13 protein-coding genes are annotated in these 15,181 nt (G+C 41.3%); 9 read left to right on the top strand and 4 right to left on the bottom strand.

The window, feature by feature from the left end:
* Positions 1-5: 5 nt before the first annotated feature.
* From IPL34_RS09030 to IPL34_RS09045, 4 genes are read right to left on the bottom strand one after another with little or no spacing between them, the layout of a single operon-like run.
* Positions 6-1,037: a sensor histidine kinase gene (locus IPL34_RS09030; RefSeq protein WP_296840897.1), complete on the bottom strand. Its 1,032-nt coding sequence runs from the start codon at positions 1,035-1,037 to the stop codon at positions 6-8.
* A complete protein-coding gene (locus tag IPL34_RS09035) occupies positions 1,034-1,699 on the bottom strand; it encodes a response regulator transcription factor (protein WP_296840899.1) in 666 nt (221 codons plus the stop codon). The genes IPL34_RS09030 and IPL34_RS09035 overlap by 4 nt, the downstream gene beginning before the upstream one ends.
* 18 nt (positions 1,700-1,717) lie before the next feature.
* Complete coding sequence (locus IPL34_RS09040; protein WP_296840901.1) at positions 1,718-2,389, bottom strand: DUF2202 domain-containing protein; 672 nt, start codon at positions 2,387-2,389, stop codon at positions 1,718-1,720.
* Positions 2,390-2,416: 27 nt separating this feature from the next.
* Entirely contained in the window at positions 2,417-3,082 is a 666-nt protein-coding gene (locus IPL34_RS09045) for a DUF2202 domain-containing protein (RefSeq protein WP_296840903.1), read from the bottom strand.
* A 419-nt stretch (positions 3,083-3,501) separates the two neighbouring features.
* Between IPL34_RS09045 and IPL34_RS09050 the strand changes: the two genes are divergently transcribed.
* From IPL34_RS09050 to IPL34_RS09090, 9 genes are all read left to right on the top strand, one after another.
* Positions 3,502-4,602, top strand: a complete 1,101-nt coding sequence (locus IPL34_RS09050) for a cytochrome-c peroxidase (protein ID WP_296840906.1) — start codon at positions 3,502-3,504, stop codon at positions 4,600-4,602.
* Between the two features lie 222 nt (positions 4,603-4,824).
* Positions 4,825-5,184, top strand: a complete 360-nt coding sequence (locus IPL34_RS09055; protein ID WP_296843055.1) for a diacylglycerol kinase — start codon at positions 4,825-4,827, stop codon at positions 5,182-5,184.
* Positions 5,185-5,419: 235 nt separating this feature from the next.
* Complete coding sequence (ccoN, locus tag IPL34_RS09060) at positions 5,420-6,865, top strand: cytochrome-c oxidase, cbb3-type subunit I (protein ID WP_296843056.1); 1,446 nt, start codon at positions 5,420-5,422, stop codon at positions 6,863-6,865.
* 11 nt (positions 6,866-6,876) lie between these two features.
* A complete protein-coding gene (gene ccoO, locus IPL34_RS09065; protein ID WP_296840908.1) occupies positions 6,877-7,635 on the top strand; it encodes a cytochrome-c oxidase, cbb3-type subunit II in 759 nt (252 codons plus the stop codon).
* A 42-nt stretch (positions 7,636-7,677) separates the two neighbouring features.
* Positions 7,678-7,893: a cbb3-type cytochrome c oxidase subunit 3 gene (locus IPL34_RS09070; RefSeq protein WP_296840910.1), complete on the top strand. Its 216-nt coding sequence runs from the start codon at positions 7,678-7,680 to the stop codon at positions 7,891-7,893.
* A 3-nt stretch (positions 7,894-7,896) separates the two neighbouring features.
* Positions 7,897-8,823 (top strand): cytochrome-c oxidase, cbb3-type subunit III, encoded by a 927-nt coding sequence (ccoP, locus tag IPL34_RS09075; protein ID WP_296840912.1) that lies wholly within the window; start codon positions 7,897-7,899, stop codon positions 8,821-8,823.
* Positions 8,824-8,937: 114 nt separating this feature from the next.
* Positions 8,938-10,971, top strand: a complete 2,034-nt coding sequence (locus IPL34_RS09080) for a site-specific DNA-methyltransferase (protein WP_296840914.1) — start codon at positions 8,938-8,940, stop codon at positions 10,969-10,971.
* Between the two features lie 2 nt (positions 10,972-10,973).
* On the top strand, positions 10,974-12,101 hold the full coding sequence (locus IPL34_RS09085) for a PDDEXK nuclease domain-containing protein (RefSeq protein ID WP_296840916.1): 1,128 nt from the start codon (positions 10,974-10,976) through the stop codon (positions 12,099-12,101).
* Between the two features lie 6 nt (positions 12,102-12,107).
* Positions 12,108-15,044 carry a DEAD/DEAH box helicase family protein gene (locus tag IPL34_RS09090; RefSeq protein WP_296840918.1) on the top strand — a complete coding sequence of 979 codons (2,937 nt, stop codon included), beginning with the start codon at positions 12,108-12,110 and terminating at the stop codon, positions 15,042-15,044.
* Positions 15,045-15,181: the final 137 nt, after the last annotated feature.

Here is a 15,181-nt window from a genome sequence, read left to right on the forward strand (position 1 = left end):
TCAATTTATTTCAGTGCAATAGCTACTTGTGCTTTAAATCCGCCCAATTGAGTGGAGCGCCCCAAGCTCAAATGCCCACCATACAGTTTAGTAATATCTTGGCAAATACCTAAGCCCAAACCATGCCCACTCACACTCTCATCTAAACGTATGCCGCGTTGGGTGAGTTGGGTTAAAGCGACTGGATCTAGTCCAGCACCATCGTCCTCAATCGTAATTAAAATGTGTTGCTCAGCTAGTTCAAAACTCAAATGAATCTGCTGCTTTGCCCATTTAAAGGCGTTATCTAATAAATTACCCAATAGTTCGAGCATATCTTCCCGATCACCAAAGCGTGGTAATGGAGAGGGAATACTTAAAGTCACCTGTTTGGGGTTATGGGAATAAATTTGCTTGAGCACTTGGAGTAGGGGGGGGATTTCAGTATGGGCATCAAAGCGTTGGGCATTATTGCCCATGCCTGCCATACGTGCACGTTTGAGTTCACGCTCAGTCAATTGACGAATGCGCTCGACTTGTAATTCGAGCACTTGACGCGCTAGAGCTGGAATGGATTCTTGATCTAATTGTTGCAGCAATAAATTCAGCGGTGTTTTGAGAGCGTGTGCCAAATTACCCAGTGCGTGACGTGAGCGTTCTAGGCGTTCATGCAGTAAATGAATTAAATGATTAATCTCCTGCACTAAGGGCTGAATTTCACTAGGAACGGCTGTGCTGAGTTGTTGCACCTTACCTGTTTCTAAGTGTTTTAATTCGGTTTGTAACCATTGAAAGCGTTTAAAACTATGGCGAATCACTAGACTTTGCACTAAAAGCACAATACCTATGGCTATCACTGCCATAAAAGGAAATAACCATTGAAAGCGCCGCATGTGAGTGAGAGTACTCACCTCTAGACTATTAAGGCATTGAGTGGCTACAAGCCATTCGGTAGGGCGTGGTAGGGTATAACCAATTAGCCACATTAACCCCATGACTAAGATTAAAGTAATGGCTAATTGCCATTGTAATTGAGCTTGTAAAGATCGAGTCATCATGTGATTAAGCTATAACCTTGTCCACGTTTGGTCACAATTCGGTCTGTACCAATCATGCGGCGTAAATGTCTAACATAGACCTCAATCACATTACTATCACGGTCAGTATCATACTCATACACATGATCGGTGAGGCGGCTTTTGGTGAGGATTTGATTGGGGTGCAGCATGAAATACCGTAATAAGCGAAACTCTTTGCCCGTTAATTCATGGGTCATACCATCAGCCGTCGTTACCGTTTGATGGTCTTCATCGAGCTTCAGTCCACAACAATCTAAGATATTATTAGGTGTCACGGCTTGATGAGCGCGACGGATTAGGGCTTGGATACGTACCAGTAATTCTTCAAAGTGAAAAGGCTTACCTAAATAATCATCGGCTCCGGCTTTAAAACCATCGACGCGCTCATGCCAAGCATCACGCGCAGTTAGGACAATCACCGGAGTAAGAATAGGTTTGGCTCGCCACGCTTTGAGTACTTCAATACCATTTTTTTGTGGCAAGCCTAAATCGAGAATAATCGCATCATAATCGATTTCCTCGCCCATAAACTGACCATCCATGCCATTATGGGCGAGGTCGACGGCAAAACCAGCAGCTTTAAAGCGTTGTTGAAGGAGGGTTGTGAGCTCTTGGTCATCTTCAACAATCAATAAGCGCATAATAGTTTACCTCAGTGATTAATAAGCACCCGCTCCTTGTCCACGCCCCATACCGCGTCCCATGCCTTGACCATGACCCATACCGCCATGTCCCATACCTTGACCGTTACCGCGTTCTTGGGGGCTAGTGAGAATAGCTTGCACCTCATTGTCTAGGAGTACTTGTGCTTTATATAAAATCCCTTGCGCCGCCAGTTGGGAGGCAAAAGCACGTAAATGATTACGTGAGCCACGCATCAATTCTTCATACACTTGACGGCTTTGTGGGTCTTTAGTGTCAGCCAGCGCTTTTTGTAAATCGGCAATATCGGTTTCCTCAACTAGACCACCGACCTGCAAAGCGTCTTGGGGTGATTTAAGACCCTGAGCTAGTAATTGATTATACAAAGCCTGTAGTTCTGGATTATTAAATTTACCTACGGTTTCATTCACTACCGGATTTTGTTTGAGATAGCTTTGAATCAATTGCTTCATGCTATCAAAGTGTCTTTGCTCGGAGGAAGGGATGTTTTTTAAGGGCATTAAGTCCCATTTGGCGCCCAAGCTCAAATACAGGTCACGGGCTAATTTTTCCTCTTCTAACATATAATTAGCGTGTTGTTGTTCAACGCTAGTGGCTGCTTGAATATAGTACGACATACTCATTCCTACCATTAAAGTAATACTGGTGATTAAGGTTTTGAGTTGCATATTAATTACTCCTTAGTGGGTAAAGTCTTAGGCTTTACCGCATTGCTCTTGTGGTTGTTCGAGAATGCTATTAACAGTGGTACTAGGCAGCACTTGAGCGTTATAACTCACCCCTTGTTGGGTTAAGGCAATAACGAAGCTGCGTAAGTGATTGCGTGAACCACACATTAGGCGTTCATAAGTTTGAATTACCGCCGCTTGATTAGTACCTTGTTGTACCTGTTGAATAGCTTGTTGTAAGTCTTGAATATCCAGCTCCTCGATATAGGCTCCAACTTTTAAGCCTTCCGAAGCTGAGATAGCTCCTTGAGTAGTTAGGCTTTGATAGAGTAGAGCCAGCTCGGTATCGGTAAATGCACCGACTGTATTAGCCAATACGGGATCGGCTAGACCCACTGCACTCAAAAGCTTTTGCATGCTATCCATATGTTTTTGCTCGGATTGGGTGGCAATCGTGGCAAAAGGATTAATCTTCCAAGTCTGATCTAAAGTTAAGTACACATCGCGGGCTAACTTTTCTTCTTCACGTATATAGGTGGCGGTTTGAGCCTCATCAGCACTGAGGGTTTGCAGTTGGCTATAGTCAATGGCATTACCACCTTGTCCTTGACCAGCACTTGAGCCATCACTACCGCCACAACCACTTAATGCGATTACGACACTCAACGTTCCTATTAACTTACCAAAGCCCATGTCTACTCCTTACTTTCTTTAGGTTTTACTTTAGTAACTACTGTAAGGCGGCTATCTGAAATGAAGCTGAAAAAAATCATCCAGCCTTAACACCAAAGTGAGTGATTTTTTAATGCTCTAACAGGAGTGAGGCTTAGCCTTAAATGGTTCTTAAGTAGCTCTTAAGTTAGCTCAGTTATTGGAGTACTGGAATCTAATAAGGGTGGCATAAAGGAGGCTGTTGGCTAACGATTTGTTGTTTTTTTGAGATATTGACATCTATTTTAGTAAAGAAAATTGACTTTTTTAAAGGTTGATAAGGCTATCTTTTTGTAAACTAAAACCAGCTTAAATTCCTACTGATTAAGGAAGGCTTTTGTTACTAATCAAATAGTTAGCAAGAGCTGGCGTATGTTATAAGTTTATAAGGGATAAAGACCATGAAACTGGGTAAAGTAGTATTAGCATTGGCAATCGCTTTGGCACTGCCGACTGCTTGGGCAGCCGATGCACCTCAAGCAGAGCGTGATCCATTATTTAAGCCAATCGAGGCTGTCGCTCCTAAAGATCCTGCTAAAGTAGAGTTAGGTAAAAAGCTGTACTTTGATCCACGTTTATCTAAGTCTGGTGCTATTTCTTGTAATTCTTGCCATAACTTAAGTATGGGGGGGACAGATAATCTCACTTCCTCTATCGGTCATAAATGGCAAGAAGGTCCTATTAATTCGCCGACCGTATTAAACTCTAGCCTCAATATCGCGCAATTCTGGGATGGTCGTGCTAAGGATTTACGTGAGCAAGCAGGTGGTCCTATTGCTAATCCTATGGAAATGGCTTCCACCCATGAGCATGCGGTAGCAGTGGTTTCCTCTATGCCACAATATCGAGATGAGTTTAAGGCAGTATTTGGTAAAGACACGATTGATATTGGGCAAATTACCGATGCAATAGCTGCATTTGAAGAAACCTTAGTTACGCCCGATTCAAAGTTTGATCAATGGCTGAAAGGGGATGATAGCGCTCTGAATGAAGTTGAAATGAAGGGCTATCAATTATTTAAGAGCAGCGGTTGCGTGGCTTGCCATAATGGGGTAGCTATTGGTGGTAATAGCTTCCAGAAAATGGGGGTAGTAGAGCCGTATAAAACCGATAATGCAGCCGAAGGGGTGGCGGGCTTAACTAAGAAAGATGAAGATCGCTTCAAGTTTAAAGTGCCTACCTTGCGTAACGTAGAAATGACCTATCCTTACTTCCATGATGGCGCGGCTCAGACCTTAGAAGAAGCCGTCACTATTATGGGCAAATTACAATTGGGTAAAAGCTTTACTGAAGAAGAAGTAGGGCAACTGGTGGCGTTCTTAAAAACCTTAACGGGTAAACAACCTGAGTTTGCAATGCCAGTATTGCCGCCTTCTACTAATGATACACCTAAGCCTGTGCCTTTTGATGTGGTAGAAGTAAAGGCCTCAGATGCTACTTTAGTTCAACCGCCTAAAGAAGAACCTAAGGCAGAAGAACAAAAAACTGAGCCAGCTAAATAAAGCGGATTAGCTCTTAAAATTAACTGAATCCTCTTGGTTTTGCCCCAGCACCGCGCTGGGGCATTGTTTTAGCAGCTTTGATAAATCCACTAGCCCACGATAATAACGCTTCTTATTGCTTAGTAAGTCTGCTATTTTTACGCCCTTTCTTAGTGCCAGATAATCCTCCTCTGCCTGTCCCTGTCTAACACCCTTGGTTGATTAAGGAGTTGAGTAGTGCCTGTGGTTAAAGCAAAACATGGTGTGCAACGATTTACTAATGCCCTGAAATATTCAAGGCAGGGCTTAAGCGCTGCTTGGCGCGGTGAAGCTGCTTTTCGTGAAGAAGTGATTGCTTTGCTGTTGAGTATTCCTTTAGCGCTTTGGCTAGGTGATACGCCTTTAGAGCAGGTATTACTCATTGGTAGTGTTTTATTAGTATTAATAGTTGAGTTATTAAACTCAGCGGTTGAGGCGGTGGTGGATCGTGTCGGTGAGGAGCGTCATGAATTAGCCGGGCGTGCTAAGGATATGGGTTCTGCTGCGGTATTATTAAGCATATGCCTGAGTGCATTGATCTGGTTAGGTATTTTGCTAAATTGATAAAAGTCAATGTCAAGTCATATAAATTTAAACTTGTCAAGTTTCATCTATTCAAGTTGGCATATTAAGATTCTCTTAAATGGGTTTTTGTTGTATCCTTGGCTGTCAGATGTGTGTTTTCACACAGGTCGCGCATAGGTTAGAAAGAACGTTGCCAACGCAAAGATTCCATCCACTGATTACGCTGCCAATAGGAATTCGGTTTTAAATTTTAAGTTAATGTTGAGGGCAAATGATGGCTCATAGTGCAGTAGCTCCATCAGAGCAATATAACTATGAAATCGTAAAGAAATTTGCGATTGCTGCGATTGTCTGGGCTTTGGCAGGGATGACTGCCGGTGTATATATCGCGTCAGAATTGGCATGGCCGTTTTTGAATTTCGATATCGCCCAGATAACTTTTGGACGCTTACGTCCAGTGCATACTAGCGGAGTTATTTTCGGTTTCGGTGGTAATGCGTTGTTTGCAACGTCTTATTATATAGTACAGCGTACCTGTCAGGCTCGCTTAGTCGGTGGTAATTTCTGGCCTAATTTCACCTTCTGGGGCTGGAATCTTGCTTTAGCCGTGGCAGGTACAGGCTATTTATTTGGTATTACTCAAGGTCGTGAATATGCTGAGCCTGAGTGGTATGTCGATATTGCGATTGCAGTCGTATGGGTAGTTTATTTCTTAATCTATACCTTGACTTTAATGCGTCGTAATCAACCTCATATCTATGTTGCTAACTGGTTCTTTATGTCTTTTATCTTAGCAACAGCGTTACTGCATATCTTCAATAACCTTGCTATGCCTATCGGCTTCTTAAGTGTGAAGTCATATAGCTTGTTCTCTGGCGTGCAAGATGCCATGACTCAATGGTGGTATGGTCATAATGCGGTAGGTTTCTTCTTAACAGCCGCGTTCTTAGGGATGATGTATTATTTCGTACCTAAGCAAGCAGGTCGTCCGGTTTACTCTTATCGCTTATCTATCGTGCATTTCTGGGCGTTAAGCTTTATGTATATGTGGGTAGGTACTCACCATTTACACTGGACTGCTATTCCCGATTGGACTTCATCCTTAGCCGCTGCGTTTTCGATTCTGTTATTGATGCCTTCTTGGGGTGGTATGATCAACGGTATCATGACCCTTTCAGGTGCTTGGGATAAATTACGCACTGACCCTATCATGTTATTCTTAATCACTTCATTGTCTTTCTACGGTATGTCTACTTTTGAAGGTCCAATGATGTCATTAAAAAGTGTAAATGCGCTCTCTCACTATACTGACTGGACGGTAGGTCACGTACATTCGGGTGCTTTAGGTTGGGTGGCGATGGTATCGATTGGTTCGTTCTATCACATGATTCCACGTATTTGGAACACTACCATTTACAGCACTAAGCTGATTTATGTGCACTTCTTCTTAGCCACTATCGGTACTATCTTATACATCACTGCTATGTGGGTATCCGGTATCGGTCAAGGTCTGATGTTACGTGCCTTTGATGAGTTCGGTAACCTCTCCTATTCATTTATTGAAACCGTTGCATTCATGCATGGTCCATTAGCGGCGCGTGCTATTGGTGGTATGTTCTTTTTAACAGGTATGATCATCATGGCTTATAACGTTTATATGACGATTGTACGTGCTAAGCAAGAAGCTCCAGTTCCTGTTGCCACTACTGCCAAAGCCTAAGGAGAGCCTAGATGTTTAAACACGAAAGTATTGAAACGAACTCTGGTTTGCTCATTGTTCTAACCCTAGTAGCCATTGGTATTGGGGGGTTAGTGGAGATTGTGCCGCTGCATTACATCAATAACACGATAGAAAAGGTACAAGATCCTGAAACAGGATTGGATATGGTACGTCCTTACACGCCATTAGAGTTGCGTGGACGTGACATCTATATTCGTGAAGGTTGTTATACGTGCCATTCGCAAATGATTCGTCCTTTCCGTGACGAAGATTTGCGTTATGGTCATTACTCACTGGCGGCGGAGTCTAAATATGACCATCCGTTCCAGTGGGGTTCTAAGCGTACTGGTCCTGATTTAGCGCGGGTTGGTAAAAAATACTCGAATGAGTGGCATGTACAACACTTGATCGCTCCACGTTCCGTTGTCCCTGAGTCTATTATGCCTAACTATCCTTGGTTAGCAGAAACAGAACTCGCTTATGGTGATATACAAGAGCGTATGGTAGCTCTCAAGAAAGTGGGTGTACCTTACTCTCTGACGCAAGAAGAGTATCAATCTAATGTGAAACAATTTGGTGAAGAAGTCGCCAAGAAACTAGACATTAAAGCAGCCGAAAAGAATCTGATGGCAGATGCCGCAGCCGGTAACTTTGATGGTCAAGCCAATCGTATTACTGAGATGGAAGCGCTCGTAGCTTATCTGCAAGTACTCGGTACGATGGTGGACTTTACCAAGTTTGATGAAGATTATTTCATCCAATTCCGTTAATTAGGACAAGTTTGTGGTCAGTATAACGCTAAGGAAATTATCATGTTAACGAATGCTTGGTTATGGCTCACTGATTTAGGAAATAGCAAGGTACTCGCTTTACTGATTTTTTTCGTAACGTTTGTAGGTATTGTGCTTTATGTGTATACCAATCGCCAACGTAGTGAGCGTTTAGAATCCTATAAATTCTTACCGCTACAAGACGATGATGCACCTCAAGTTCCTCACGCTGAGCAACAAACTAAAGGTGAGAAGTAAATTATGGCGAATCCTGTAAAAGACCCTCTGACTGGTGCCGAAACTACTGGTCACGTTTGGGATGAAACCTTACAAGAGTTTAATAATCCGTTACCCACTTGGTGGATATGGACATTCTACGGCACGATTATTTTCGCGCTGATCTACTGGATCGTATATCCGAGTTGGCCGATTGCTGATAGTTATACTAAAGGTATCGGTAGCATTGATTATAAAAATGCCCAAGGTCAAGAGACTACACGTCACTGGAATATGCGTTCATTACTCGCTAAAGATATGCAAGAAAGTGAAAGTGCTCTGAAACAAAAAGAGTATCTCACTAAAGTATCGGCGGCGTCTTATGAGCAAATCGCCCAAGATCCTGATATGAGTGCTTTCGTGCGTTCTTATGGTAAAGGCGTATTTGGTGATAACTGTGCTGCTTGCCATCAAACTGGTGCGAATGGTGTGGTCGGTTTATTCCCTAACTTAGTCGATGATGATTGGTTATGGGGCGGTAAAGCTGAGCAAGTCGAGCAGACGATTCTGCACGGTCGCTTAGGTTATATGCCCCCTTATAAAGAGACTTTAAGCGACGCTCAAGCCGATGATACCGCGCAATATGTGATGAGCCTATCAGGCTTAGAGCATAATGCGGATGCAGCGAAGCGTGGCGAGGTGATCTTTAAAGGTGAAACGGGTGGTTGTTACTATTGCCATACTACTGAAGGTAAAGGCTTAACCTCTCAAGGTTCAGCTAACTTAACTGATAAAGTATGGACTATTGCTAATATTCCCGCCGCTACCGATGCTGCCGCTCAAACTAAAGCGATTAAAAATGTCATTCTGAATGGTGTACAACGTCAGATGCCTGCTTTTGGTCAGCGTTTAGATGCTACTGAAATTAAGGTATTAGTCGCTTACTTAGGTCAAATGTCAGCTAGTAAGTAAACCTTACATTACTGCCTTAGCGCGTTATAAAAAAGCCGGATTTGTTCCGGCTTTTTTATTTTTAATGCTTTTGTATTAAACTGAAACACTCCATTACCCCCACGAGGTCAGTGCATGAACCCTATTATTGATGCGGTGGATTTATCTTCTTTGAATATTACCGAGTTGCAAAAGCAAAAGCTTAAAGCGCTTTTTCCAGAGGTATTTACTGAGGGGAATAAAATAGATTTTGACCGCTTAAAGATGACGTTAGGTGAGGTGGTTGAGGTTAATAAAGAGCGTTTTGGGATGAGTTGGGCGGGTAAAGCGGATTGCTTTAAGACTATTCAACAGCCCAGTATTGCCACACTGGTGCCTGCAAGGGATGAAAGTGTAGATTTTGATAGCACTGAAAATGTGTTTATTGAGGGTGATAATCTTGAAGTATTGAAGTTGTTGCAAAAGAGTTATTTGGGTAAGGTGAAGATGATTTATATTGATCCTCCTTATAATACTGGCAGTGATTTTATTTACCCTGATAATTATAGTGAAAATTTAGAGACTTATCTTGAATATACGGGGCAAGTTGATGGGGAGGGGCGTAAGTTTAGTACTAATGTGGAGACGGATGGACGTTTTCATAGTAAGTGGATGAATATGATGTATCCACGTCTTTTTTTGGCAAAGAATTTGTTAAGAGAGGATGGGGTTATTTTTATTTCGATTGATGATAATGAGGCTCATAATTTAAGAGCACTATGTAATGAGATTTTTGGTGAGGAGAATTTTTTAGCTCAATATTTCATAAAAGTTAGGTATGAAGGAAAAACTTTAGTTGAAGATATGGACTTTCAAAAGCTGATTGAAAGTGTTTTAATTTATCGAAAAAGTATGGAGTTTAAACCTAAAAAAATTTCTAGTGAGTATAGTTTAGATAAATTTTGTTATGAAATCGTTGAGATAGGAAGTCCTATAGTAACTGAAATTGGAGGAAAAAAAGTAGAAATATTCTCTCAGGATAAATATAAAATTTTGCCGTGTTCACCATCAATAAAGGGGCTTAAAGAAATATGGGCTTCTGGTAAAATCCTAGATGGTAATTCTTCTGGACGATTTTTCAGGGATTATTTATCAGGTAGATCAGATAATGATGGTTTAAATATACTCTACAAGGTTTATGGAATTGGAGATGACGGGTTAGGTTATCGTTATTTTACTGGACCGAAAAAATTAACGGCTACTAAAGGAAAATATTTTCAAGGTGTACCACTGAATGTTGCGGACAGCTTTGATTCTAGCTCTAAAGAAAGCCCAATAGTTACATATTATGATTTTTCAGATGCTTTTGGTAATTGTAGGCATGAGGGTGGAGTTGATTTTAGAAGTGGAAAAAAACCAGTTAGATTTATTCAAAAATTATTTGACATAGTTGATTGGTCTAGTAGTGATATTGTATTAGATTTTTTTGCTGGTTCTGCTTCTACTGCCCATGCAATAATGGATTTTAACATCCAAGAAAAAAATAATATAAATTATATTTGTGTTCAGTTGCCGGAGGTAACATATGATTTAATAGATGGGTCAAAAAAAGCTAAAAAAGAATCACAATTTGCCTTTGATGCTGGTTATGAGAAAATTTCTGAAATCAGCAAAGAGCGTATTCGTCGTGCGGCTGCCAAAATCAAAGCCGAACAATTAGAAACACAAGCAAAACCCGACTTATTTGATGACGGTACAGCTAATACCGTACTCGATTTAGGTTTTCGCGTATTCAAACTGCAAAAATCCAATTTTAAGGTATGGGATGCCAATACCCCCAAAGACCCCGAAACCATTCAACAAGCCCTTGAATTACACGTTGATCATATAGACCCTAGCGCCTCCCAAGAAGCGATTTTATTTGAATTGCTCTTAAAATCAGGTTTTGAACTCACCACACCCATTAAAAATCTCACCTTGGCTAACAAAGAAGTGTATAGCATTGCGAACAATGCCTTACTCATTTGCCTAGACAAAGCCCTCACCCCTGAAGTGATTAGAGCAATGGCAGAACTCAATCCGTCACGAGTGATTTGCTTGGATGAAGGTTTTCAAAACAACGATCAACTCAAAACCAATGCCGTTTTGATCATGAAAAGCCAAAGCGTAAACGATTTTAGAACGGTGTAAGTATGAGCAATAGTTTTGATACATTGGTGCTTGGGATTGCTGACACTAGCCGCTACTTTCAGCAACAAGCACAAAAACAGGTCAATGTGGCACTTACTCTCCGCAATTGGCTGATTGGTGCGTATTTGGTTGAGTATGAGCAACAAGGGCAAGACAGAGCAGAATATGGTGAAAAACTATTGCCAAAATTGGCTAGCTCGCTACAAAACAAAGGTTTCAAAGGACTTAGCGTGTCTAACTTGAGGTCGTTTCGGCAATTTTATCTAGCCTATCCGCAAATTATTCAGACAGTAACAGAACAATTTGCCATGATAGGCTTTCCTGCTGAAAAACTATTGTTGAACCTATCAAATAAAATAGCCTTATCTACCAGCAAAGCAATTCAACAGACACCGCCTGTTGAATTGCTAACGCATCCTCATACGCTCATAAATTGCTTGAGTTTTTCGCATATCATCGAATTACTCAAAGCCGACTTACCGCTCAAACGCATTTTCTACGAAAGCCAAGCTATACAAAACAATTGGTCAGTACGCGAATTACAACGCGCTATGAATAGTATGTTGTTTGAGCGTACAGGACTAAGTACCGACAAAGCGGCTGTTGTACAAAAACACGCACAAGGCACAGGCTTAACGGCTGAAGATGTATTTCGTAATCCGTATATGCTGGAGTTTTTAGGCTTATCCGAAAAAGCCGAATATAGTGAATCTGATCTTGAGCAAGCGATTATTGATCACTTGCAAAGCTTTTTACTGGAAATGGGCAAAGGTTTTTGTTTTGAGGCAAGACAAAAGAGGATCACCTTTGGCAACACCCACTATCGCATAGACTTAGTGTTTTACCATCGTATTTTGAAGTGTCATGTATTAGTAGATTTAAAGTTGGGTGAGTTTGACCATGCGGACGCTGGGCAAATGAATGTATATCTCAACTATTACCAAGAAAATGAAATGAGTGAGGGCGATAATCCGCCCATTGGTATTATTTTATGTGCTAGTAAAGACTCTCAATTAGTTAAGTACGCTACCACAGGTATGGCGCAACAACTTTTTGTGTCTCAATACCTTATCCATTTACCCAGTGAAGCCGAACTCACCCAATTTATTCAGCAAGAACACCTAAAGTAACGCATTATGAAAATTAAGTTTGATAGCTCCCAAGCCTACCAACAACAAGCGGTTGCTGCTTTTACAGGATTGTTTGAAGGTCAACCACTGAATCAAGGCGATTTTACCGTAACGATTAATGCCCAAAATCAGTCAGTGAGTAACAACTTGAGTTTGTTTGCCGTAGAGTTGGGAGCAATCAGTAATAATATTGCCTTGCATCCAGACGACATTTATAAAAACCTTGTGAGTGTTCAAGAGCACAACGATATTGAACCAATCAGTCGCGCTGAGTTTGATAAAAACGGCTTAAATTTTTCGGTAGAAATGGAAACAGGTACAGGTAAAACTTACGTTTATTTACGTACCATTTTTGAATTAAGCCAAAAGTATGGCTTTAAGAAGTTTGTCATTGTTGTGCCCAGCGTAGCGATTCGTGAGGGCACACTTAAAAATCTCGAAATGACGGCTGAACACTTCAAAAGCCTGTATAACAATATCGAGTTTGAGCATTTTGTTTACGACAGTAAAAAAGCCAGTCGTTTGCGCCAATTTGCCAGTAAGAATATCTTGCAAATTATGGTGATTAACATTGATGCCTTCCGTAAAGATTTTTCGGATAGTGAAGATACCAAAAAAAGTAATGTGATCTTTAAGGAGAGCGACACGCTATCAGGGCGTAAGCCGATTGAGTTTGTTCAAGCCACTCAGCCCTTGGTCATTATTGACGAGCCGCAAAGCGTAGATAACACGCCAAAAGCACAAGAAGCCATAAAAGCGCTCAATCCTGCCTGTATTTTGCGTTTTTCAGCCACCCATAAAAATCCCTATAATCTTGTTTATAAGCTCGATCCTGTTAAAGCCTATGAGCTACGTTTGGTGAAACAGATTGTGGTTGCCTCCGTACAAGGTGAAAATGCCCAAAATGCGGCTTATATCAAGCTGCTGGAAGTGGATAATAAAAAGGGTATTCGGGCAAAAGTACGCATTCAAGTACAAGGCAATAATGAGGTAAAAGAAAAAGATATTTGGGTTAAGCAAAACGATGATTTGTACCTAAAATCCAATGAGCGCTTTATGTATAAAGAAGGCTTTCAGGTATTAGAAATTAGTGCTGAACCCGATAACTCGTATATTGATTTTAACTCTGGGCGCATCATGCTCGGTCAAGAGCAAGGTGGGATTAAAGAGGATATTGCTTCCGTTCAAATAGAGCGCACTATTCGTAAACATCTTGATAAAGAACTGCAACTCAAAGATAAAGGCATTAAGGTCTTGAGCTTGTTTTTTATTGATAAAGTAGCGAACTACCGTATTTATGATGAAGAAGGCAAGGCGCAAAAAGGCAAATTTGCCCAGCAATTTGAAGATCATTATAACAGGCTCATCGCTTTACCTCAGTACAAGGCTTTAGGACTGCATCCCGTCGAAACGCTGCATAACGGCTATTTTTCAGCAGATAAAAAAGGTGTACTTAAAGACACCAATGGCAGTACACAAGCGGACGATGATACCTATAGCTTGATTATGAGGGAGAAAGAAAAGCTGTTATCAATGGATACCCCATTGAAGTTTATCTTTTCGCACTCTGCCTTGCGTGAGGGTTGGGATAATCCAAACGTTTTTCAAATTTGTACCCTCAATGAGACGCAATCTGTCACCAAAAAACGCCAAGAAATAGGGCGTGGTTTGCGCTTGCCCGTCAATAAAGACGGTGTGAGAGTTTTTGACGATACCATTAACAAGCTCACCATTATCGCCAATGAAAGTTATGATGCTTTTGCGGCGAGTCTGCAAAAAGAATACGAAGAAGATTGCGGTGTGACCTTTGGTAAAGTGCCAGTACACGCCTTTAAGAATCTTGTCACGATGGTGGAGGGTGAAGAAAAAGCCTTTGATACCGAACAAACCCAGCAAGTGTTTGCTGAGTTGGTAAAAAGTGGCATTTTGGATAAAAACGGAAAAATTACCGATAAGTTCACTCCTAGCAAACAAGGCTTTACCTTGGGCTTATCGGCTGATTTTGCTCCCCAAGAATCGGCAGTGATAGAAGTTTTACAAAGCTATGAACTATCACGCCACATTCGCAAGGATGAAGAACCGAAGCGAATGCGGCTCAATAAACAAGTCTTTCTTGATCCTGATTTTGAGATTTTGTGGGAAAAAATTAAGTACAAAACCACTTATAACGTGAAGTATGAAACCGCTGATTTGATTAAGGTTTGTGCAAATGCTATTCGTATCATGTCAAAGATTGAGGCGGTAAAGGTCGTCTATCGTGAGGATAGTGTGAGTGTTGAGGTAAAAGGTGTCACGACAACCAATATTCGCAATCAGGATGTGAACATTGAATACACAGGCAGCTTGCCGGATATGTTGGCATACCTACAAAAACAAACCGAACTCACCAGACGGACGCTAGTTGAGATTATTAAGCAAAGTGGGCGCATTGCTGAGTTTGCTATCAATCCGCAACGGTTTATGGATGAGGTTGCCACAATTATTAAAAAAGAGCTGCATAAGTTGATGATTAACGGCATTGAGTACGAAAAGCTCACCGTTGGTGAAACGTATTATCGTATGGGGCTGTTTGAAGACGATGACCTCAAAGAATACTTTGAGCAATGTATTCGTGTACAAAAATCCGTTTTTGAAACAATACCTTATGATTCAGAGATAGAGCGTAAATTTGCCGAAGTTCTTGATGAGCGCGAAGATATTAAGCTGTTTGTAAAGTTGCCCTCTTGGTTCAAAATCGAAACACCCATTGGCACATATAACCCTGATTGGGCGATTGTGAAGAAGGGTGATGAGAAGTTGTACCTTGTTCGTGAGACGAAGGGCGATACCTTTAAAGCCAAAGGTGGTCGTGCTGGGGAGGCTGAAAAAATTCATTGTGGACGCAAACATTTTGAGGCGTTAAGCGTGGATTTTGAGGTGGTGTCAAGCGCTAGCGCGATTTAGAGTAGATTTTTCATGGTTTTATTGGGTTTAATCAAAGTGCTTATAGTCCATCTTATGCTTCACTAAGCGGCTAGGTTTTTGGGTGCTACATGACAAAATAATTTCTTCAGTATTGGAAATTATCATACTTGTAATAT

The organism is Thiofilum sp. (genome assembly GCF_016711335.1).
Classification (GTDB): domain Bacteria; phylum Pseudomonadota; class Gammaproteobacteria; order Thiotrichales; family Thiotrichaceae; genus Thiofilum.